Raw genomic sequence first — 20,605 nt, forward strand, 5'->3', positions numbered from 1 at the left:
GGTCGCGGGCCGCGCCGCAACGGGATATGACACGGCAATAACAGAGGTGACGCATGAGTGACTTTGAAATGACGCCAGAGGGTGATTTGCCGGGCATCGTCGTGACCGGCGCGTCGGGACGTATGGGCCAGATGCTGATGCGGCTGATCCTGCAAAGCGATAAGGCCCGGCTGGTCGGCGCTTTGGACCGCGAGGGCAGCGACTGGATCGGCCGCGATGTGGGCGAGGCGATGGGCGGCACGGCGGTCGGCGTGACGGTCAGCGACGATCCCGTGGCCACGATTGCGCGGGCGCAGGCGGTGATCGACTTCACCTCGCCCGCCGCAACGGTCGCCTATGCGGAACTGACGGCGCAGGCGCGGGCGGTGCATGTGATCGGCACGACTGGCATGGATCAGGCGCAGCTGGATTATCTGGCCGCCGCCGCCCGCCATGCCCCGATCATCCGCGCGGGCAATATGAGCCTGGGGGTCAATCTGCTGGTCGGGCTGACGCGCAAGGTCGCGGCGGCTTTGGGCGAGGATTGGGATATCGAGGTGGTCGAGGCGCATCACCGCCACAAGGTCGATGCCCCCTCGGGCACCGCGCTGATGCTGGGCGAGGCCGCGGCCGAGGGTCGGGGTCAGCCGCTTGCGGATCTACGCACGCCCGCGCGCGAGGGCATCACCGGCGCGCGAGAGCCGGGCAGCATCGGGTTTTCAGCCATTCGCGGCGGTGATGTGGTGGGCGAACATGACGTGATCTTCGCGGGCGAGGGCGAGCGTCTGGTGCTGCGTCATCTGGCCACCGATCGCGCCATCTTCGCCCGCGGCGCCATCCGCGCGGCGCTTTGGGGTCAGGACAAGGGGCCGGGCGAATATGACATGGCCGACGTTCTGGGCCTGACCTGATCGGGATTGCCGTAGTTGACATCCTGGACGGTCGGCCATTCGCTGGACAGGATAACCATTTAGAGAGTTCCCAACGAAATTAACACGTGAGGTGTGGGCGAGCTTTTCCGCTTCGGCTCAGAAGGAAGCGGACGCAGATATCGCGGCAACCTTCAGAGAGCGCAACGCAATTGAGGTTGCGCATCTGAGCGATGACGAACTGATGGCCGCAATCAAGGAGGCCCGCGGAACTGCCGTAAGCCTCGGGATCACCGCATCAAACCTGCGGATGCGCTTCATCATGCTCGGCGTGTTCCGGCTTCCGGGCTTCTGGAAGGAAGCGGAAATCTGGCAAATGCTGACGGCCAATACCGGAACCCCGGACATGCGATTTGGCGATGTCTGCGCCCTTTTGAAAGTTGGGGCGGGACGTGAGGCAAAAGCAAATTATGTGTGGTGGTGATGAGCAAACTCAAACCTGTTGCTGAATTATTGAAAGCCACCGGACAGGCCATCGGAAACGCTTTCCGCGGCCCGTTGCCACAGCCGCGCCCGGCTCCGCCCAGCATTCCGCGACCTGAACCTTCGGCACCCCGGCCCGCGCCACCCGGACCCCAGCCACAACCGCCACGCCAAGAACCGCCCTCGCCTCAGCCGCGCCGCCCCATCTTCTAACCTGAGGCGCATGCTGGGCCGCGAGCGGAACCAGAGCCGCTGGCAGAGCCCGATCCTGAGGCAGAAGGCCAGACTGAAACAGACAATGCCTCGAAGGCCAAAGACGAACAGCAGTGTGAGCCCTGCACAGAATGCGTGGCAAGGGATATCGGAACACTGGCAGATCGCCCGGCACCTCAGGCACCTCCAGCAACCAAACGCGGCTATGATTACCAGCATTTCGTTTGCCCATGGCATTAGTATACCCCTACGACGGCCCGCATCGGGGAATGGAATTTCATGGGGGTGGACTTCGACGGCCTGCACATGGCGGAATGCCACCTTTACGAGGCCAAGCACGGTTATGATGGATTTCTCAGGCAGGACGACTGGTCTGCTGGGGGCAGGCCGGAGCCTCACTTATGGGCCAGAGGCGCTTTCGATTCGATGTTCGATCAGGCAAGACGCCAACAAATCTTGGTCTTACCCAATTACCCTGATGTGCGCCTGACATGGGTATTTAGCAATATGATGACCAAACTCTACGTTTTCCAACGCTTCATTGACGAGGCTTGGGTTCCACCAATCGATGCCGAAGTCAGGCCATTCGTGAAAAGGGGATATGATGAGTAGGATTGATTTGGCTTTGAGTGTGAAGCTCACTCCACAGAATTACGAATTTGAAAAAGGCGCGGAGGATTTTCTTGCCCTTCTTATGGACCTTCGCCGGGTTCCCGGATTTGAAGTCGATTGGAATGCGCAGTGGGCGGAAGCCGGGCCGTCCTATAGCGCTTGGAATGACAAGGCAGACTACCTAAAAAAAATCCGAGAACATAACGGAAATCGCAGAGATGGATTCAGCATATGGGCCGACGAGGCAAGCAATCAAAGACTTTTTTACCTCGATTACAGTTGGAACAATCAGGCCCTATCATCCATCGATCGGCTATTAGGTGAAATCTACCATCCGCATCCGCAATACGGCACGCAGGCGCAGCTTTACATCGACCTGATCGAGGCGGTGACGACATGGAAGCGTCCGCAGCATCTGGCCTTCGGTCCGATGGTCTACATGCGCGATCATCACCCGCTCGACCGCGCCCGCGTGGGCATCCGCTGGATGGGCTGGCTGCCCTTTGCGCTGAATCCCTCTGACGTGCCGGAAGCCGAACTGGTGCGCCCGATGAATGGCGGCACGCTGGTGGTGACGCAATCGCAGTTCTGGCAGGCGTGGGAAGCCAACCCGGACCATTCCCGCGCAGCTATCGAGCGCGCCCAGGAGGTGGAAATCCGCCTCAACCTGCTTGGCGTCCTGCCCACAAATATCGAACTGGTGCGGGGCGACTGGGGGCAGCAGCCATGAACTTCTACCCTATGCCTCGATGTACGAGTGACATGGGATTTCAGCAGCACGATGATCAAGCTCTATGTGTTCCAACGCTTCATTGACGGAGTTTGGCTTCTATCAATGGATGCCGAAGTGAGAGCATTCGCACAAAGGGAATATGATGAGTAGGATTGATCTGGCTTTGAGTGCGAAGCTCGCTCCACAAAACTATGGCTTTGAGGAAGGCGCGGAGGATTTTCTTGCCCTTCTTATGGACCTTCGCCGGGTTCGCGGGTTCGATGTCAATTGGGATTCTCAGTGGGAAGAGAATGGGCCGCTTTTTGATGTGAGAGAAAATCGTGAGGGCTATCTGAAGAAGTTTCGTGAATACAATTCTCTAGACATAGATGTCTTCAGCATGTGGGCCTTCGAAAACAGCGAACATAAATTGTACGAATTAACATACCGCTGGAACAACTGGCGGCCTGATCACCTTTCCGGCGAAATCTACCGCCCACACCCGCAATACGGAACGCAGGCGCAGCTTTACATCGACCTGATCGAGGCGGTGACGACATGGAAGCGTCCGCAGCATCTGGCCTTCGGTCCGGGGATCTACATGCGCGATCATCACCCGCTCGACCGCGCCCGCGTGGGCATCCGCTGGATGGGCTGGCTGCCCTTTGCGCTGAATCCCTCTGACGTGCCGGAAGCCGAACTGGTGCGCCCGATGAATGGCGGCACGCTGGTGGTGACGCAGTCGCAGTTCTGGCAGGCGTGGGAGGCCAACCCGGACTATTCCCGCGCCGCTATCGAGCGCGCCCAGGAGGTGGAAATCCGCCTCAACCTGCTCGGCGTCCTGCCCACAAATATCGAACTGGCGCGGGGCGACTGGGGGAGCAGGTAATGTTTGTCGACATGGCTCTGTTTCTGCCAAATCATCTTTTTTGAGATTGTCTCAAAACGACCAGGATCGAGACCGTCATGATGCGTCGTTTCGGACCGGCCGCTACCGTTTTCGCGCCATCTGCGCCGTCGTAACGGCGCCTTTTCCCTGTGCTGTCGGGCGCGGCCGTTTTGGGTGTCAGGCCCCACAACCTGCACTTGCATTAGGCAGAAATAGGGCAAATAAAGGGAATCATAAAATTTTACTTGATTCTTACAAAATATTTATCTTTATAAATTCGCCCTTTTCCAAGGATATAAACCATGTCGACGACCACAACCACGGCTGTAGCCTTGAATGTAAGGGACTTCCAATATTGGGACGGAGGTAAATGGGTCAATGCCACGACTTGGGGTTCTGTACAGACAAAAGAATATATCCGGCTGAATCCCGCGTTTGATTATGCCACAGATACTTATACGGCTCAGATCACCGATGATGATCCCTCTCTGAATGACGTCAGCAATGGTGGCTCAAGCCCGGCAGGCGATGAGGAAACGGGAACTGCCTATAAACAGACGATTGTGATCCATGACAGCGCAGGTCGGCGGGTACTGGGCGGACCTAACAGCATCTTTTCGGCGGATTCCGGCACCATGAACTGGCTGAAAGCGGATCAGACGGCTGTGACGGATCCCTCTGATGCCAGCTATACCTATACGCCAAGCGGGATGGATACATTTACCGTCGCGCTTTATGGGGGGTGGACATATGGATCATATCAGGGTGTCAGCAACTATATTCTCGTCGGTGATTATCTGCCTCAACCGGGAGAGATTTTCCATAATCCCAATGGCCGGGTCAATGACGCTTCGGAAAATGATACGACAGGTTATGATCCCTCATTGGGCGACGGATATTCGTTATCGCGCCTGATCTGTTTCGCTGCGGGCACGTTGATCGAGACGGCGGACGGTCCCCGTTCGGTTGAAAAACTTGGTCAGGGTGATCTGGTGCGCACCAAGGATAACGGCCTGAAGCCCATCCAATGGATTGGCGTCAGGACCCACAGGCTTGATGCGACCGCCGAAAAGCAGCGGTTCCTGCCCGTGCGGATCAGGGCCGGCGCTTTGGGCAAGGGCATGCCCGCGCGCGATCTTTACGTGTCGCAACAGCATCGGATCCTGGTGAAATCAAAGATTGCCGCGCGGATGACCGGTCTGGATGAGGTTTTGGTTCCGGCCAAGAAGCTGGTCGATATGGATGGCATTGCGCTGGTGATCGATTGCGATGAGGTCACCTATGTCCACTTCCTTCTGGACCAGCATGAGATCGTCTATTCGAACGGGGCCGAAACGGAATCGCTGTTTGCCGGGCCAGAGGCGCTGAAATCCGTCCCTGCCGAGGCGCGTGACGAGATCCTGACGATCTTTCCCGAACTGAGCGATGTGAACTATCTGCCGAAACCGGCACGGACGATCCCGTCAGGCAAGATCGTCAAGCAGTTGGTCAGCCGCATCAAGAAGAACCAGAAGCCGCTTTACATGCACTGACCGCGCGGCACGGCAGACCAGTTACCCTTGTGACGGGGCCGTCACGCCCCCTTTTCCTTCAGCCAGTCTTTGATGATCTCGGTCAGCCTTGGGCCAGCGAAGGACGGGAAATGCCCGCCGTGAACCACCCGCACCGGCAGGCGCAGCAGACGTTCCATCGAGCGGATGTAATCGCCCATATCGGAATGATAGGTATCTTCGATCAGCGGTCCGTCATAGACGATATCGCCGGAAATCAGCACGCCGGTTGCGGCCTCCCACAGGGCGATCCCGCCGGGGCTGTGTCCGGGTGTGTGGATCACCTCGAAATGTCGATCGCCCAGTTCGATGACATCGCCATCCTCAAGCAGGCGCGTGGCGGGTGCGGCTGTGACGCTGTAGGTGGTCGAGCTATAGGGCACATCCGGCAGCGCCTCGAAGATCTCATCGGTGACATAGGGATCGGCCAGGGTGCTGGTGCGGCTTGGCCGGGCGAGGATGTCGGCCTCGGCGCTGTGACACAGGCGGCAGGGGAATTCGTGATGGCTGCCGATATGGTCGAAATGCGTATGGCTGGCCACCGCGTCCAGCGGTCGTTCACTGACCAGCGGCACCCATTCCCGCAATGAGACCACGCCCATGCCGCTATCGACCATCAGGTCGCGATCGCGCCCGCGCACATGCCAGATATTGCAGCGATAGAATTCGCGGATATGGGGTTCGTCGATCCAGGTGATCCCGTCGCCCGCCGGGCGCTGGCGATACCAATCCTGTGGCGGGATGCGGGTCATGCCGCCCCCTCATTCAGGACGACGGGGTGCGAGGCGAACAGTTCGACCTCTGCGCCCGGTTCCGGCTGGGTGCCTTGCGGCAGGTGGGCGACAAGCACCATCTGGGGCGCGGCGCTTGGCGAAAAATGGCAGCGGTGATGCGAGCCGAAAAAGACCGCATCGCGCAGCCGCGCCGGACCAAGGCTGAAATCCCCTGCCAGACCTATGCTTTCCGGGCGCAGGCATAACAGCCCCTCGGCAGGCGGAATGGCCAGCGCGCCCAGAGGTGAGGTCACGCCCGTCCCGTCAGGGCGGACCGGAATGCGGTTCATCTCGCCCATGAAATCGGCGGTGAACAGGGATCCGGGTTGCAGATAGACCTGTTCCGGGGTGCCGCAATCCTCGATCCGGCCCTGATTCATCACCACGATACGATCGGCGATGGCCATGGCCTCTTCCTGATCATGGGTCACGTGAACGAAGGTGGTGCCCACGCGGCGCTGGATCGCCTTCAATTCGTCCTGCATCTGGCGCCGCAGCTTCAGGTCCAGCGCGCCAAGCGGTTCATCCAGCAGCAACACGTCAGGTTCGACCGCCAGCGCGCGGGCCAGGGCTACCCGCTGACGTTGTCCCCCCGAAAGCTCATGCGGCTTGCGACCGGCCTTGTCGGCAAGCCCGACCATATCCAGCATCGCTTCGGCCCTGACATGGCGCATCCCGCGGCGTATCCCGCGCATGCGCAGCCCGAAGCCCACATTGTCGCGCAGGCTCATATGCGGAAACAGCGCGTAATCCTGAAACATCGTGGTGGTGGGGCGGTTCTTTGGGGCGACATGGGTCACATCCGCCCCGCCGATCAGAACCTCGCCGCTGGTCGGGGTCAGAAATCCGCCAATGATCGACAGCAAGGTGCTTTTGCCGCAGCCCGAGGGGCCAAGCAGCACGATGAATTCGCCCGCCGCAATCGCAAGGTCAATGTCGCGCAGGGCGACGAAATTGGCAAAGCGGTGTTCGGCAAGCTTGATATGCACATCGGCGGTCATTTCGATCCCTTTCGGAACAGCGTCAGTTCCAGCGCGACGACGATGAAGACGGAGACAAGGAAGACCAGCGACCCGACGGCGTTCGTCTCGGGCGAGAGGCCGGATCGCAGCATCGACCAGATCTCGACCGGCAGCGTCACGTCAAAGCGGGTCAGCAGGAAGGCGATGATGAATTCGTCCCAGGAGAAGGTGAAGGCCAGGAAAAACGCCGCTGCCAGCGCCGGAAACAGCATGGGCGCGGCCACGTGCCACAGCACCTGTATCTCGCCCGCGCCCAGATCGCGCGCAGCCTTCAGCGCGTTTTTCTGATGCTCGCCGATGGCGGCATAGATGATGGCAAAGCACAGGGGCAGGTTGATGACCACATGGCCAATCCCCGTCGCCAGAAGCGAAGGCCGTATCCCCAGCTTGCCGAACATCTGCAGCAGCCCAAGCGCGATGATCAGATAGCTGACGGTCATTGGCGCGATCAGAACGCCGCGCAGCAGCGCCGAGCCCGGCAAAACCACACGGGCAAGCCCGGATGCCGCCAGAAAGCCCAGCGTCAGCGCAACCAGCGATGACAGCGTCGCCACGATCAGCGAATTGACCAGCGCCTCCATCATGGCCCGGTCCGAGATGACCTTGCCATACCAGTCCAGCGTCAGCCCCTTCAGCGGCGGCACCGGCAGCCGCCCGTCCTGAAAGGAAAACACCACCAGCACCACCACAGGCAGCAGGATGAAGGCGAACATGGCGATCAGGTAGATCCAGGACAGGTAGCGCATCACATCCGGTCCATCTTCAGCCAGCGCGCCGAGGCCGCATAGGCCAGCGTCACAATGGCCATCAGCACCACCGACAGCGCCGAGGCCATGGGGTAATCGCCGCGCCGCCCCAGTTGCAGCATGATCAGCTGCGGCATGGTCAGCTCGTTATTTCCGCCCAGGATCTGCGGCGTGATGTAATCGCCGATGCACAGCACAAAGGTCAGAAACGCCCCCGTCATCACGCCGGGCAGCGTCAGCGGCAGCACCACCAGCCGGATCACCTGCCATCTTGACGCACCCAGATCCTCGGCCGCGCGGGTATAGTTCGGCGATAGTTGCACAAGGTTCGAATAGATCGTCAGCGTCAGCAGCATGACAAAGAAATGCACGAAGCCGATCACGGTCGCGGCGCGGGTGGCCATGATCTGCACCGGCTCGGCCAGGATGCCCAGCCCTGTCAGCGCCTTCATCACCACGCCCTGTTCGCCCAGCACCAGCGCCCAGGAATAGGACCGCACCACGTAAGAGGTCCAGAAGGGCAGGACGGCCAGCAAAAGCGTCATCCGGCGCCAGCGGGCAGGGACGCGGGTGGCGATGATCCAGGCCAGCGGCCAGGCCAGCAGGACCGAGATCACGGTGACTGTCGCCGTAATCTGCAGCGATACGACGATGGCGCGCCGAAAGGACGGATCGGTAAAGATCTTGCGGTAATTGCCCAGATCGTAATCCTGAACGACCGCGCGCCCTTCCAGATGGGCAAGGCTCATCAGCGCCATGGCCCCGAAAGGCAGGATGAAGAAGATTAGCGTCCAGATCAGCGCCGGCGCAACCAGCGCCGCCGCCTGCCGTCTTGCCGGGGCCTCGATGCTCATGCCGATCTCAGTTCTGCAGCATATCGGTCCAAAGGTCCTGCATCGCCGCATCCGTATCACCATCGGGGACCGGGTAAAGCTGGGCGCGCGACAGGTAGTTGGGCTGATCATCCCACCGCAGGATCGCCTTTTGCGCGTCGCTCAAGACGTCGCCTGCGGCCTTGTTCGCGGGCATGCCCCAATAACAGGACGAGGTCGCAAGCCGGGCCTGACCCTCGGGCGAGGTGATATATCTGATGAATTCCAGCGCCAGTTCCGGCTTTTCGGTGCCCTCGACAATGGCCAGCGATTGCGCCCATAACAGGCCGCCCTGCTGCGGCAGGGTCCAGGTCAGGTCGGGGTTTTCGGCATTCAGCACGGCGGTCAGCCATTCGCCGCCGCCGATCAGGATATCCACCTCTCCGGTGGCAAGGGCGGTCTGGCTGCCGACCACATCGGACACCTGCTTGGACGCCGATTTCAGCTTCATCAGCGGGCCGCGCAGATCCGTCAGCGCCTCTGCATTCAGATCTTTGGTCGCCACCCCGGCCTGAAGCCCGACAAGCCCCAGAACCGGCAGGTAGTAATCATAGATCGCGATGCGGCCGTCATATTTTCCCGACCACAGGGTCGAAAGATCATCCATATCCGCCGGATCGACCGCCGCCTTGTTGAAGGCCACGGTGTTATAGCCGAATTTCTCGGTCACGGCATAGGTCTTGCCATCGACGGTGGTGTGATCGGCCAGCACGGCCTCGGGGAAGAAATCATCGGTCGAAATCGCGCCTTCGGGCAGCGGCTGCAGCAGCCCGCGTTCCACCGCACGGCCGACATCCACAGCATCGATCACCATGACGTCCCAATCGCCGGGGCGCGACTGTTCCAGCAGGGTCAGCCCGGCGGCCGTGCCCTCGTATTCCTTGACGTTGACGCGGACATCATTCGCCGTCTCGAACGGCTCCAGCAATTCCCGATCCGCATGGTCACACCAGATCAGGGCATTAAGGTCTTCGGCCTGAACCGCAGGGGCGAAGCCTGTCAGAAAAGCTGCGACGGCGCAGCCATGCTTGAAGGTCATAAGTCTCTCCTGTCGTGTTTGAGCGCGTTTTTCCGCTTCGTATTAAAAAAACTTGAATGCGTTCAATTTTAAAGTCAATAATAATATTAGAGTTGCTTTGGGGCGTATATGGCCGGACTCCGGGAAAAGCAGAAAGCAAGGCGCAACCGCGCGATTATCCAGGCTGGCAGCGCGCTGCTGAAACAGTCCGGTTATGAAGCCGCGCGAATCGAGACGATTGCCGAAATGGCCGAAGTCTCGGTCGGGACTTTCTACAATTACTTTGAAAGCAAGGCGGATCTGCTGCTTGCCATCGTCTCGATGGAGGTCGAAGAGGTGCTGCATCAGGGCGAGGCTGTGCTGACCGCGCGCTTCGACACCGCCGCCGAGGCGATCCGTCAGCTTGTCTTCACCTATTACGATCATTCGCTGGTCTATCTGACCAAAGAGATGTGGCGTACCGCGATGTCACTGACGATCCGCGGGCCTGACACGCCCTTTTCGCGTCGCTATCGCGCCTTGGATGCGGCGCTGTCCAATCAGGTCGTGGCCCTTGTCAATCGGTTGGCAAGGGAAGGGCTGCTGCCCAGGGATATCGATTCGAAAAGCCTTGGACAGGTGATCTTCCTGACCCTGAACGGTCTTTTTGTCGAATTCACGACCGATGAGGCCATGACCTCGGAAGAGCTGAATGAAAAGGCCTCGGCCTGCGTGGATGTCCTGGCGCCCCCCGCCAGATCGAGGGCCAGACGGCAGGCAGCCTCCGGGGCGTGACGGGGCGGGGGGTTTTCGTATCCGGGGCAGGTTTCCCATCGCCCTGCTCTCCGGTCGGGGAGGCCGGGATCACCAGCGCCGTCTGCCCCGCCCGTCTGACGCCGCCCGGTTACAGATCCAGATCGACCAGCGTTTGCCGCATGATCTGGGGATCGACGTCAACACCGGTCCACAGCTTGATCGCGATCACGCCCTGATTGACCAGCATCCCCAGCCCATCTGCCGTCTGGCATCCGGCCTGCTGCGCGGCGCGCAGGAATTTTGTCAGCGGCGGGTTTGGAATCCCATCGGCCACCACCATCCCGTCCTGCAGGGTCGAAAACTCGATATCGGGCATGTCGTCAACATTCGGAAACAGCCCGATAGAGGTCGCGTTGATCACGATATCCGTGCCCTCGGGGATCGCATATGTGCCGTTCCAGCGGTGATAATCCGCGCGGGCGGGCGTCTGATCCGTGATCAGGCGGGCCAGATCCTCTCCCCGCTGGGCCGAGCGGTTGACGACCGTGATCTGCGCAGCGCCTGCCAGCGCCATCTCGACCCCAACAGCACGGGCTGCACCGCCCGCGCCCAGCAGGACGACGCGCTTTCCCTGCGGATCGGTGATCCGCTGCAGCGCGGTGACAAAGCCCTTGCCGTCGGTATTCTCTCCGATCAGCTTGTCGCCTTGCCGTCGCACGGTATTCACCGCGCCGATGATCCGCGCGGAATCGGCCAGCCCATCCAGATGCGCGATCACCGCGACCTTATGCGGGATCGAGCAGTTGAACCCCGCCCAGTTCATCGCCCGCGCGCCCTGCACGGCCGCGCCCAGATCATCCGGGGCGACCTCGCAATTGATATAGCGCCAATGCAGGCCATGATGGCGATAGGCGGCCTCGACCATGGCGACGGTCGGGTTTTCGGCCGCCGGCTGTGCGAACGAACCGGTCAGGCGGGGAAGGAAGTCATGGGCCATGGTCTCTCCTGTCATGGGGCTGTCTGGTCATGCCGCCAGGCGTCGCGCAGATGCGCGCCGACCCGCAGCGCCTGCGCGCAGACGGTCAGGGCGGGATTGAGCGCGGCAGAGGACGGGAAAAACCCCGCATCCACCACGTAAAGATTCGGATGATCATGCGCGCGGCACATCGCGTTCAGGGCCGAGCTGTCAGGATCCTGACCCATCCGCACGGTGCCGCATTGATGCGATGGCGCCTCGATCCCGAAATCATGGCGCAGCACCAGGGGGAAGATCCGCCGCAGCCGCGTGCGGACGTGGCGGACAAAGCGGTCATGGGCCGGGCGGGCACCGGGGCGATAGTCGATCCGGACGCCGCCATCGTGCAGGGCGGTGACCCGGCTGTCGCGGTTCGGCAGATCCTCGGACATGCACAGCCAGTCGACACTGTGCCGCGCCAGCAGATTGGCCAGCGGGCGGGGCATGACGGGATAGGCGGCGCGGATCATCGGGCCCTGGATCTTGCCCAGCATCTGGATATTGCCGCGCGCGCCGCTATCCTGCGGCAGCCCGTGGTAGAAGTCATTGACCGACAGTGTCTTGGGGAATTTCGTGTCATTCCTGCCGGGCATCAGGCCCATCAGCCCAGTCAGGTGGTGGTTCATCAGATGGCGCCCCACCACGCCGGACCGGTTCGCCAGACCCTGCGGATGCGCCGCATCGGCGGATCGCAGCAGGATCAGCGCCGAATTGATCGCGCCCGCCGAGAGCACGAAAGTCCTTGCCGAGACGCGCAGACGCTGATCGCCCCGCTGCAGTTCCACCGCCGTGATCCGGCCACCCTCGCCCGCGATCAGCCGCGTGACCCGCGCATTGGTCCACAGGGTCACATCGGGATGGTTCAGCACGGGCCGGATCAGCCGGGTTTCGCCATCGCCCTTGGCGCCGAAGCGGCAGATGAAGGCGTCGCAGGTGCCGCAACGGCGGCAGCTGCCGCCTGGACCGTAATCCACCGCAGAGGGCATGTGAAAGGGGCGCAAACCCTGCCTGCGCAGGGCATCTGCCATCCGCGCGATGACCGGCTCATGCGGGATTGGCGGATGCGGATAGGCGTCGCGCGGCGGATCGGTCGGGTCGTGCCCGGCCTGTCCGCGCACGCCAAAGATACGCTCTGCCTCGGCATAAAAGGGTGCGAGATCGCCGTAAGAGATCGGCCAGGCGGGCGCCGTGCCATCCTCGCGCCCCCGGAAATCGCTTTCACGAAAGCGGAACATGGCGGTGCCGTAGAATTTCGTATGCCCGCCGACATAGTAATATTGCCCCGGACGATAGCGGCGGCCGGTGGGGTCCTGATATTCCTCGGTGGTCTTGTAGCGGGCTTGCACGAAAACCGCCTCGGCATCGGCGTTTTGCGGCTCTTCGGGCAGGAAATCCCCGCGTTCAAGGATCAGAATGCGCGCGCCCGTGCCCGCAAGCTGCCGGGCAATCGTGCCGCCTCCGACGCCTGATCCGATGATCACCACATCGGGATTGAGTGTTTCCATCGCGCAATGTCCCTGCTGTTCGTCGGATCAGCATATCGGCGAGCGTCGGTTTCCTCATTCTCAGAAGCCGCATCTTCTTGTATGATTGCCGCATCCTTCAGGCGATATCAGCAGATGCAACCCTGGTTCGAGACCGTTTCCATCCCCGCCGACCGATCCTGGCTGCTGTTTGACCGGCAATTGCCGGAATTCCCCTTCAACTGGCATTATCACCCGGAATTCGAACTGACCCTGACCGTCAACAGCCGTGGCATGCGGGTGGTGGGCGATCATGTCGAACAATATGGCGATGGCGATCTGGTGCTGTTGGGGCCTGACCTGCCCCATGCCTGGCAATCGCGCGAATTGCTGGGGCCGGGCCTGCATCGCGCCATCGTCTGCTGGTTCACGCGCGATTGGGCCGAGGCGCTGTTGGCGCTGATCCCGGAATTTTCTCCGGTCGGGACTTTGCTGGCAGAATCGGGGCGCGGGCTGGTTTTTGACCGCGAGACGGTCGCGCAGCTGCGACCGAAGATGCTGGCGCTTGGCACGCTGCCCCCGGCACGGCAGGCGCTGCAGTTGCAGATGATCCTGCTGGATCTGGCCGGGGCCGCGCACAGGCCGCTATCCTCGGGTCAGGTGGCTGTCAGCGGCATGCCCCGCGATCAGGCGCGGATGCGGCGGGTGCTGGACTGGCTGCACGCGCATTACGATCAGCCCCTGCGACTGGCGCCGCTTTGCGCGCGGGCGCATCTGACGGCCAGCCAGTTGCAGCGTGTGTTCAAGCGCAGCACCGGCATGTCGATCAGCCGGTATGTGCTGCATTTGCGGATCGGCAGGGCGTGCCAGATGCTGGCCCAGACGGATCTGCCGCTGACCCGGATCGCGGTTGACTGCGGCTTCAGCGATGCCGCGCATTTTTCGCGTCAGTTCCGGGCGGTGCGCGGGATGCCTCCGTCACGGTTTCGAAGCGGTTTCCGGGGAATCAACGATCCTGCAGACGCGCAGGGCAGGGCCCATCGGGAAAATAAGTGAAGCTAATAAATTTCTGTCGCAATTGCGGCCGAAACATGAGGATCGCAAAAAATGCTACATCGGCGACAATTGCACGGCGGCCAAGCGCCGTTTGCGACTGAAAGCTGATTAAGGAAGCGTTAATGATTCCATGTTCCCAGAAGGAACAATCACTTTGCCCTGTCGGCAATAGCCCCCGGACGCAGCAGCGAGTTGCGATAATCTGAGGGGCTCTGGTTGTATTTCTTGCGGAACGCTTTCGAAAAATGCGCCGCATTCTGAAAGCCCCAGCCATAGGCGATATCCGCGATTCCCTGAAAGCGCCCCTCTTGCGACGCAAGCTCCGAGGCGCAGTTCTGCAGCCGCAGAGACTGGATGGTCTCGTGCACGCTTTCACCGTTCTGCTGAAAGATCCGGTCCAGATAGCGCCGCGAGATGCCCAGATGGTCGGCGACAAGCTCCGAGGACAGGTCCGAATCCGCGACATGCCTGTCAATGAAGGTCAGGGCGCGGGCATAGATCCCGCCAATATGGCCCGCCGCCGTGCCACTGCGGTTTTCCGCCATGTCCGAGACATGGCCGTTGAAGAGATCGAAGGCATTGTCGATGGCGCGCTCCAGCTGCGCGGGGGGCATTTCATTGGCAAGACCGGCCATCGCGCGAATATTGGCGCCCAGCAGCCGGGTCATCGGATCGGTGCCGGCTTTCAGGTGGAAAGAGCCCCTTTGTTCCAGCGACTGCCAGCGATCGCGCAGCTTATAGCGAGGCACGCGAATTGCGATATGGTTGAAATGGGATTCGAAGATCAGCTGATGGTTCTGCCGACCGTCATAGATATACAGGTCATTCGGCTGCAGTTCGAATTCGGTGTCGTTGAAACTGACGCCCATCGGGCCTTCCAGCTGATAGAACAGGACGAAGAAATCGTCGCCATGCTCTCGTCTGGCCTTTTCGGTGCGGATCGCGCGATGGCGGCTGCCGGACAGGCGGGCAATGATGTGATCCTCGGTCCGGTTGGCGACCAGGCGGGCATTGAAGGGCGTTTCATCCGGGCAGCGACAGGTGATCCCGTTCAGATTCCGGCAGACGGCATCGCGCCAATAGCTCAGACGATCCTTGGCGCGCAGGTGCGAGGTTTCGAATTTTTCGTGCATTTCTGCCTCTTCGAACAGGTTTTTTGCCCAGAATAACAAGCATAACAGGAAAAACCCCACCGACATTATATGCTTCCGGGGCAATGTCATGTAAAGCAGAACCCGGTAGTTCACTTTTTTTACATGAGGGTGCAGATTCGTGATTGCCCTGCCAGAGGTACGGCAAAATTGATTTTGCGGCTTTCTGCCCCCAAGGAATTTTCGATGACGAAATTATTTAATTACCCCGCTCATTTGATCCGCCGCCTTCACCAGATTTCAGTCGCCATTTTTGCGGCCGAAGCGCGGGCAACGGGATGTGATCTGACCCCGGTGCAATATGGCGTGCTGGTCACCCTGCGCGAACATCCGGGCGTCGATCAGGCAACGCTGGCAGGGCTGATCTCGCATGATCGGGTCACCATCGGCGGGGTCGTGGCGCGGCTGGAGGCGCGCGGATATGTGCGGCGCAAGGTTCGGGCCGATGACCGCCGCGCCCGCAGCCTGACCCTGACCAAGGCCGGCGAGGCGTTGCTGCAGAATGTCGAACCGGTGGTGATCTCGGCGCAGGATCGGCTGATGTCGCCCCTTGACGATGCCGATCAGCAAGAGTTCCTGCGCATGATCCGGATCATGACAGAGACCAGCGACAAATTCGGGCGCGGCGCGTTGCACCAGCAGATGCTGAGGGCCGAGGACTAAGGGCGCGCGGACGATCCGGGGCAGGGTTTCAGGATGACCGGCTGCCCTGCCCGGGCCGCCAATGTCACGCATTCCGTGCCGCATAGCCGCCAGCCGTCTCCGGTCGCGCCGGATGCGGCCAGAACCAGCTCTGGTATCGGCGGCAGTTGCGGTTCCCAGACCAGCCAGCCATCGACCAGCCTTGCATCCGGTCCCGGCTCCATCCCCGCGCCGGATCCCCTGACCGCCGCACCGGTCAATTGCAGCCCCTGCGGGGTCAGTTCCCAGCTTTCATGCCAGCCGATCTTTTCGACCGAATGGGTCCATGTCAGCGCGAAATCCTGGCCCGGGCCAAGCGCGATGGCCAGTGCCCCGGCCATCAGGCAACCGCTCATGCCTGGACCTGCGTGCGGCGGAACCACAGCACGGCGGCAAAGGCGGCAAAGAGGGCAAAGCCGATCTGATCGGTCATCGGCATGGCAACGACCAGCGTGAAGGCCGCGATCATCGCCAGCGCCCGTTCCCAGATCGCCAATGGCCGCCCCATCCAGCCAATCACCGCTGCGCCCCACAGCGACAATGCGATCAGCGCCTTGGTCACGATGTAGATCACCGCGGGAATATAGCCGATGGCGCCGGCCAATGGCCCGCCATCCTGCAGCATCAGCGCGGGCGTATAGACCGCCATGAAGGGCACCACAAAGCCCGCCGCCGCAACCTTGACCGCCTCGAAGCTGATCTTCAGGCCGCTTTCCTTCGCGATCGGGGCGGCCGCGAAACAGGCCAGCGCGACGGGCGGTGTCAGATCGGCGAGAATGCCGAAATAGAAGACGAACATATGGCTGACGATCAGCGGCACGCCCAGCGACAGCAGCGCCGGACCGGCAATGGATGAGGTGATGATATAGTTCGGGATCGTCGGTATCCCCATGCCCAGAACGATGCAGGTGATCATGGTCAGGACCAGCGACAGGAACAGGCTGTTCTGGCCCACGCCGACGATATACTGGCCGAAGGTATTGGCGATGCCGGTCAGGGTCATCACGCCGATGATCACGCCGACAAGGGCACAGGCGATACCGACGGGCAGCGCAGTGCGCGCGCCCTCGGCCAGGCTGTCGCGACAGATGGCCAGCGTGGCGCGCCCGCCCTGCGACAGGGCGCAGATCACCACCAGCACGATCAGCGCCGCCGCGATGACGCCGATCCCGTAGCGAAAGAAGGCGGCTGCGACGAAGCCCAGAATGATCCAGAAAATCGTGCGAATGACGCCGGACGGCAGGCCCAGCACGACCGAACTGCCCAGAATCAGCAGGACCGTCAGCGCCAGCCCCACGGTTCCCGCGAAAAGCGGCGTGTAGCCGGTGAACAGCAGATAGACCAGCACCGCCAACGGCAGCAGCAGATACCAACCCTGCTTCAGGGCCGCCCGGGCCGAGGGAAGCTGATCGCGGTCCAGACCGCGCAGGCCGCGTTTACCGGCCTCCAGATGGACCATCCAGAAGACACCCAGGAAATACAGCACCGCAGGGATGGCCGCAGCCTTGATCACTTCGGCATATTCGACATTCAGGGTCTCGGCCATGATGAAGGCCACGGCCCCCATGATCGGCGGCATGATCTGCCCGCCCATGGATGAGGTCGCCTCGACCCCGCCGGCAAAAGCCGGACGATAGCCGAAGCGCTTCATCAGCGGGATGGTCAGCTGCCCGGTCGTCACCACATTGGCCACGCCCGATCCCGAAATCGTGCCCATCATCCCCGAGGACAGCACCGACACCTTTGCCGCACCGCCGGTGAAGTGGCCGACCAATCGCAACGAGACATCTGTGAACAGGCGGATCATCCCGGCCTGTTCCAGGAACGAACCGAACAGGATGAACAGAAAGATATAGGTCGATGAGACATAGATCGGGATGCCATAGATCCCCTCGGTCCCATAGGTGATATGCTCGATCACCTGCGAAAAATCATAGCCTCGGTGATTGAAGGGCGATGGCAGGTACTGACCGAACAGCGCATAGGCCAGAAACAGCCCCGACAGGATCGGCAGGGCCGGACCCATCAGCATCCAGGCGGCGGCAAAGACACCGATCAGCGCGATGACGCCAAAGACGATATCGCGCGGCAGCGGCTCGCCCGCCCGCAAGAGCAGATCGTAATACTCGATCCACTGATAGGCCGCGACGGCCACGCCCCCGGCCGCCAGCGCCAGCGCCAATGCGCGACCAAGAGGCCCCATCCGCCGGGCATAGGCCAAGAGCGGAAAGCCCAGCGCCATCAGAAAGCCCACATGTACCGCCCGCGCGACCTGGCTGGGCAGGCTGATCAGATGCGCGGCCAGCGCGATCTGAAAGACCGAAAAGGCGACGGCCAGCCAGAACAGGAAGCGACCCCATTGGCCGGGTGGAAAGCCCGCGCCAAGCGGATCGTGCATATCCGGCGCGGCCGGGGCAGTGCGGGTGGTTTCTGCGGTCTCTGTCATGGTCGCCCCTTGCATAAGGTCAGCGCGCGGCCCGGATGCCGGACCGCGCCATGTCTGATTATTCGCTCAGCATGCCCTGCTCGCGATAGTATTTTTCTGCGCCGGGATGCAGCGGGACCGGCGAATCCTTGGCCGCGTTTTCCAGCTTGATATCAGCGGCGGCGCTGTGGGCGGCACGCAATGTGTCGAGGTTTTCGAAGATCAGCCTGGTCATCTGATAGGCTGTCTCGTCCGAGACATCCTCATGCGTGACCAGGAAATTGACCACGGCTGCGGTCGGCACATCCTTGTCCTGCCCCTTATAGGTGCCTGCCGGGATCACCCCTGCGATATAGGGCGCGCCAAGTCCCGTGACCACATCTTCCGGCACCGAGACGATGGTGATGTCCTGCGAGGATGCCAGATCCTTGATCGCGGCATTGCCCAGGCCAGAGGATTGCAGCGTCACCTCCAACTGGCGGTTCTTCATCAGTTCGACGGATTCGGCGAAGGGCAGATATTCGACCTTGCCCAGATCCTCATAGCTCAGGCCGACACCGCCCAGAATCGCGCGGGCGTTCAGTTCGGTCCCCGATTTCGGCGCGCCAACCGACAGCGATTTGCCCGCCAGATCCGCGGCAGTGGTCACGCCCGCTTCGGACAGCGCGGCGATCTGGACATAGTTGGGGTAGATCGCGGCAATCGCGCGCAGCTTGTCCAGCGGCTTTTTAAAGCCGACCTCTTCATTGCCTTCCCACGCATATTGCACGGAATCGCCCAGGGCAAAGCCCAGTTCGCCCTTGCCCTGCTGCAGCAGGTTCAGGTTCTCGACCGAGGCCTTGGTGGATTGCACCTGAACGCGGGCGCCTTCGATATTCTGGCCATAGATCTCGGACAGTGCGACGCCCATCGGGTAATAGACGCCCGAGGTGCCGCCGGTCAGGATGTTGATGAATTCCTGCGCCTTGGCGACAGGGGCTGCAAACACCATCGCACCGGCAATCGCCGCCGCACAGGTAAAGCGGATGGTCATGGGGTCTCCTCCGTTGTTTATACCCACATCATGGCAGGTCTGTGGCGATACTGTCGCAAGTTTCACAGCGACGACAACCTCCATCACAACGATCTTGCGGAAATTACGCCGATATCCGGGCCGCGACAGGCATGGCAGGAACCCCGGCCTGCGGGCCGCGTTATCACCGCGATTAAGAAAGGTTAATGATGCAGAAATTTTCCGACAAAGCCGCGGCGGTGCAGCCGGACGGGACTGCCGGTCGTCGCGCGCTGCTGAAGGCGCTGGTTGCCGCGCCTGTCGCCTTGCCTGCGCTGACCACCGGCGCCGCCCGGGCCGGGGCCGAGATTTCCCCCGATCTTGCGCTTGCCGCAGCAAGCATGGGCCTGATCAGCAGCAATGTCTGTGCCGTGATGCCCGAAACGACCGAGGGGCCCTATTATCTGGATCCCGAGCTGGTGCGGCAGGATATTACCGAGGGCAAGCCGGGCATTCCCTTGCGGATGCAGATCCAGGTCGTGACCGCCGATTGCCGCCCGGTGGGCGGTGCGCGCGTCGATCTGTGGCAATGCGATGCGCAGGGCGATTATTCGGGCTATGCGAATATGGGCTCTGACCGCGATGGCAATACGGTCGGGCAGACCTTTTTGCGCGGCACGCAAATGGCCGATGAAAACGGGGTCGTCACCTTCGACACGATCTATCCCGGCTGGTATCGCGGCCGCACGACCCATATCCATTACAAGGTCTTTCTTGATGACAGTACCGTGCTGACCAGCCAGACCTTCCTGCCCGACGCGCTCAGCGAATATGTCTATCTGCGCCACCCGGCCTATACCCGAGAAGGTCAGCGCGACACGGTGAACAGCGTCGATGGCATTGCTGCGCAGGCGGGCGAGGGCGCCTTTGCCGCGATCCGCGAACAGAAAGATCGCTACGTCGCCGCGCTGGTCGTCGGCGTCGATCCCGAGGCCGAATGGGACGAGGCCGGTCAAGGCATGGGCCGCCCGCCACGCCGCGACGGGCAAGAGGGTGGCCCGCCACCCCAAGGCGGCCCCAACGCCCAACGCGACGCCGATCCCGCGATGTTCCCCGGCCCGGCCGCGCCGACCGAATAATCCGATCAGCCCCCGCCGCGATCCCTGTCGCGGCGAGGGTGATTTCGGCGCGGATGCCTGTCCTGCAGGGCTGGTTGTCTGATCGAAGGCTGTGATGGCTGGTGCTTTCCCATGAATGGACACAAGCCCCCGTGGAGTAAGTTCGTCACGGCATCGCAACGACGACGCATGCCGACAGAAAGACAGCCCGGGAATTCCTCCAGCACATGCT

Annotated in this window: 21 protein-coding genes; 10 read left to right on the forward strand and 11 right to left on the reverse strand. The window is 61.5% G+C overall.

All coding sequences use genetic code 11. From position 1 onward, the window contains the following. The first annotated feature begins 68 nt into the window (after nt 1–68). From dapB to JHX87_RS12820, 6 genes are all read left to right on the forward strand, one after another. A complete protein-coding gene (gene dapB / locus JHX87_RS12795; RefSeq protein WP_271884294.1) occupies nt 69–890 on the forward strand; it encodes a 4-hydroxy-tetrahydrodipicolinate reductase in 822 nt (273 codons plus the stop codon). 91 nt (nt 891–981) lie between these two features. Beyond that, complete coding sequence (locus JHX87_RS12800) at nt 982–1,332, forward strand: hypothetical protein (RefSeq protein ID WP_271884080.1); 351 nt, start codon at nt 982–984, stop codon at nt 1,330–1,332. A gap of 491 nt (nt 1,333–1,823) precedes the next feature. Further along, nucleotides 1,824–2,156 carry a Tox-REase-5 domain-containing protein gene (locus JHX87_RS12805; RefSeq protein ID WP_272833687.1) on the forward strand — a complete coding sequence of 111 codons (333 nt, stop codon included), beginning with the start codon at nt 1,824–1,826 and terminating at the stop codon, nt 2,154–2,156. Beyond that, nucleotides 2,149–2,886, forward strand: a complete 738-nt coding sequence (locus tag JHX87_RS12810) for an Imm52 family immunity protein (RefSeq protein ID WP_271884081.1) — start codon at nt 2,149–2,151, stop codon at nt 2,884–2,886. Before JHX87_RS12805 ends, JHX87_RS12810 begins: the two co-directional genes overlap by 8 nt. Before the next feature lie 145 nt (nt 2,887–3,031). Then, nucleotides 3,032–3,757 carry an Imm52 family immunity protein gene (locus JHX87_RS12815; protein WP_271884083.1) on the forward strand — a complete coding sequence of 242 codons (726 nt, stop codon included), beginning with the start codon at nt 3,032–3,034 and terminating at the stop codon, nt 3,755–3,757. Nucleotides 3,758–4,059: 302 nt separating this feature from the next. Then, a complete protein-coding gene (locus JHX87_RS12820) occupies nt 4,060–5,289 on the forward strand; it encodes a Hint domain-containing protein (RefSeq protein ID WP_271884084.1) in 1,230 nt (409 codons plus the stop codon). Between the two features lie 41 nt (nt 5,290–5,330). Here the strand turns inward: JHX87_RS12820 and JHX87_RS12825 are convergent, their stop codons facing one another. Genes JHX87_RS12825 through JHX87_RS12850 form a run of 5 tightly spaced genes read right to left on the reverse strand, consistent with a single transcriptional unit; the run spans nt 5,331 to nt 9,759 of the window. Further along, nucleotides 5,331–6,059: an MBL fold metallo-hydrolase gene (locus JHX87_RS12825; RefSeq protein ID WP_271884086.1), complete on the reverse strand. Its 729-nt coding sequence runs from the start codon at nt 6,057–6,059 to the stop codon at nt 5,331–5,333. Then, entirely contained in the window at nt 6,056–7,081 is a 1,026-nt protein-coding gene (locus JHX87_RS18525) for an ABC transporter ATP-binding protein (RefSeq protein ID WP_377776075.1), read from the reverse strand. Before JHX87_RS18525 ends, JHX87_RS12825 begins: the two co-directional genes overlap by 4 nt. Next, the gene (locus tag JHX87_RS12840) at nt 7,078–7,848 is read right to left on the reverse strand and encodes an ABC transporter permease (RefSeq protein WP_271884088.1); all 771 of its coding nucleotides are present in this window, start codon (nt 7,846–7,848) and stop codon (nt 7,078–7,080) included. Before JHX87_RS12840 ends, JHX87_RS18525 begins: the two co-directional genes overlap by 4 nt. Further along, on the reverse strand, nt 7,848–8,702 hold the full coding sequence (locus JHX87_RS12845; RefSeq protein WP_271884089.1) for an ABC transporter permease: 855 nt from the start codon (nt 8,700–8,702) through the stop codon (nt 7,848–7,850). The genes JHX87_RS12840 and JHX87_RS12845 overlap by 1 nt, the downstream gene beginning before the upstream one ends. Nucleotides 8,703–8,709: 7 nt before the next feature. Further along, nucleotides 8,710–9,759 (reverse strand): extracellular solute-binding protein, encoded by a 1,050-nt coding sequence (locus JHX87_RS12850; protein WP_271884090.1) that lies wholly within the window; start codon nt 9,757–9,759, stop codon nt 8,710–8,712. 108 nt (nt 9,760–9,867) lie between these two features. Here JHX87_RS12850 and JHX87_RS12855 point away from each other — a divergent pair, with 108 nt between their 5' ends. Then, on the forward strand, nt 9,868–10,512 hold the full coding sequence (locus tag JHX87_RS12855; RefSeq protein ID WP_271884091.1) for a TetR/AcrR family transcriptional regulator: 645 nt from the start codon (nt 9,868–9,870) through the stop codon (nt 10,510–10,512). Between the two features lie 109 nt (nt 10,513–10,621). On the opposite strand, the gene aroE is transcribed toward JHX87_RS12855, so the two are convergent. Both aroE and JHX87_RS12865 read right to left on the reverse strand, forming a co-directional pair. Continuing rightward, the gene (gene aroE / locus JHX87_RS12860; protein ID WP_271884092.1) at nt 10,622–11,470 is read right to left on the reverse strand and encodes a shikimate dehydrogenase; all 849 of its coding nucleotides are present in this window, start codon (nt 11,468–11,470) and stop codon (nt 10,622–10,624) included. An 11-nt stretch (nt 11,471–11,481) separates the two neighbouring features. After that, nucleotides 11,482–12,993: a GMC oxidoreductase gene (locus tag JHX87_RS12865; RefSeq protein WP_271884094.1), complete on the reverse strand. Its 1,512-nt coding sequence runs from the start codon at nt 12,991–12,993 to the stop codon at nt 11,482–11,484. A gap of 114 nt (nt 12,994–13,107) precedes the next feature. Here JHX87_RS12865 and JHX87_RS12870 point away from each other — a divergent pair, with 114 nt between their 5' ends. After that, a complete protein-coding gene (locus JHX87_RS12870; RefSeq protein WP_271884095.1) occupies nt 13,108–14,007 on the forward strand; it encodes an AraC family transcriptional regulator in 900 nt (299 codons plus the stop codon). A 149-nt stretch (nt 14,008–14,156) separates the two neighbouring features. On the opposite strand, the gene JHX87_RS12875 is transcribed toward JHX87_RS12870, so the two are convergent. Next, nucleotides 14,157–15,140, reverse strand: coding sequence for a helix-turn-helix domain-containing protein (locus tag JHX87_RS12875; RefSeq protein ID WP_271884097.1), 984 nt, complete (start codon nt 15,138–15,140; stop codon nt 14,157–14,159). Between the two features lie 204 nt (nt 15,141–15,344). On the opposite strand from JHX87_RS12875, the gene JHX87_RS12880 reads away from it, so the two are divergent. After that, nucleotides 15,345–15,821 (forward strand): MarR family winged helix-turn-helix transcriptional regulator, encoded by a 477-nt coding sequence (locus JHX87_RS12880; RefSeq protein ID WP_271884098.1) that lies wholly within the window; start codon nt 15,345–15,347, stop codon nt 15,819–15,821. Here JHX87_RS12880 and JHX87_RS12885 read toward each other — a convergent pair. From JHX87_RS12885 to JHX87_RS12895, 3 genes are read right to left on the reverse strand one after another with little or no spacing between them, the layout of a single operon-like run. Then, nucleotides 15,818–16,195 (reverse strand): DUF1850 domain-containing protein, encoded by a 378-nt coding sequence (locus JHX87_RS12885; protein WP_271884099.1) that lies wholly within the window; start codon nt 16,193–16,195, stop codon nt 15,818–15,820. The genes JHX87_RS12880 and JHX87_RS12885 overlap by 4 nt on opposite strands. Continuing rightward, a complete protein-coding gene (locus tag JHX87_RS12890) occupies nt 16,192–18,285 on the reverse strand; it encodes a TRAP transporter permease (RefSeq protein ID WP_271884100.1) in 2,094 nt (697 codons plus the stop codon). The genes JHX87_RS12885 and JHX87_RS12890 overlap by 4 nt, the downstream gene beginning before the upstream one ends. Nucleotides 18,286–18,343: 58 nt before the next feature. Continuing rightward, nucleotides 18,344–19,297 (reverse strand): TAXI family TRAP transporter solute-binding subunit, encoded by a 954-nt coding sequence (locus tag JHX87_RS12895; protein ID WP_271884101.1) that lies wholly within the window; start codon nt 19,295–19,297, stop codon nt 18,344–18,346. A 185-nt stretch (nt 19,298–19,482) separates the two neighbouring features. Between JHX87_RS12895 and JHX87_RS12900 the strand changes: the two genes are divergently transcribed. After that, complete coding sequence (locus tag JHX87_RS12900; protein WP_271884102.1) at nt 19,483–20,394, forward strand: intradiol ring-cleavage dioxygenase; 912 nt, start codon at nt 19,483–19,485, stop codon at nt 20,392–20,394. Nucleotides 20,395–20,605 lie beyond the last annotated feature (211 nt).

It is taken from the genome of Paracoccus fistulariae, assembly GCF_028553785.1.
Taxonomy (GTDB): Bacteria; Pseudomonadota; Alphaproteobacteria; order Rhodobacterales; family Rhodobacteraceae; genus Paracoccus; species Paracoccus fistulariae.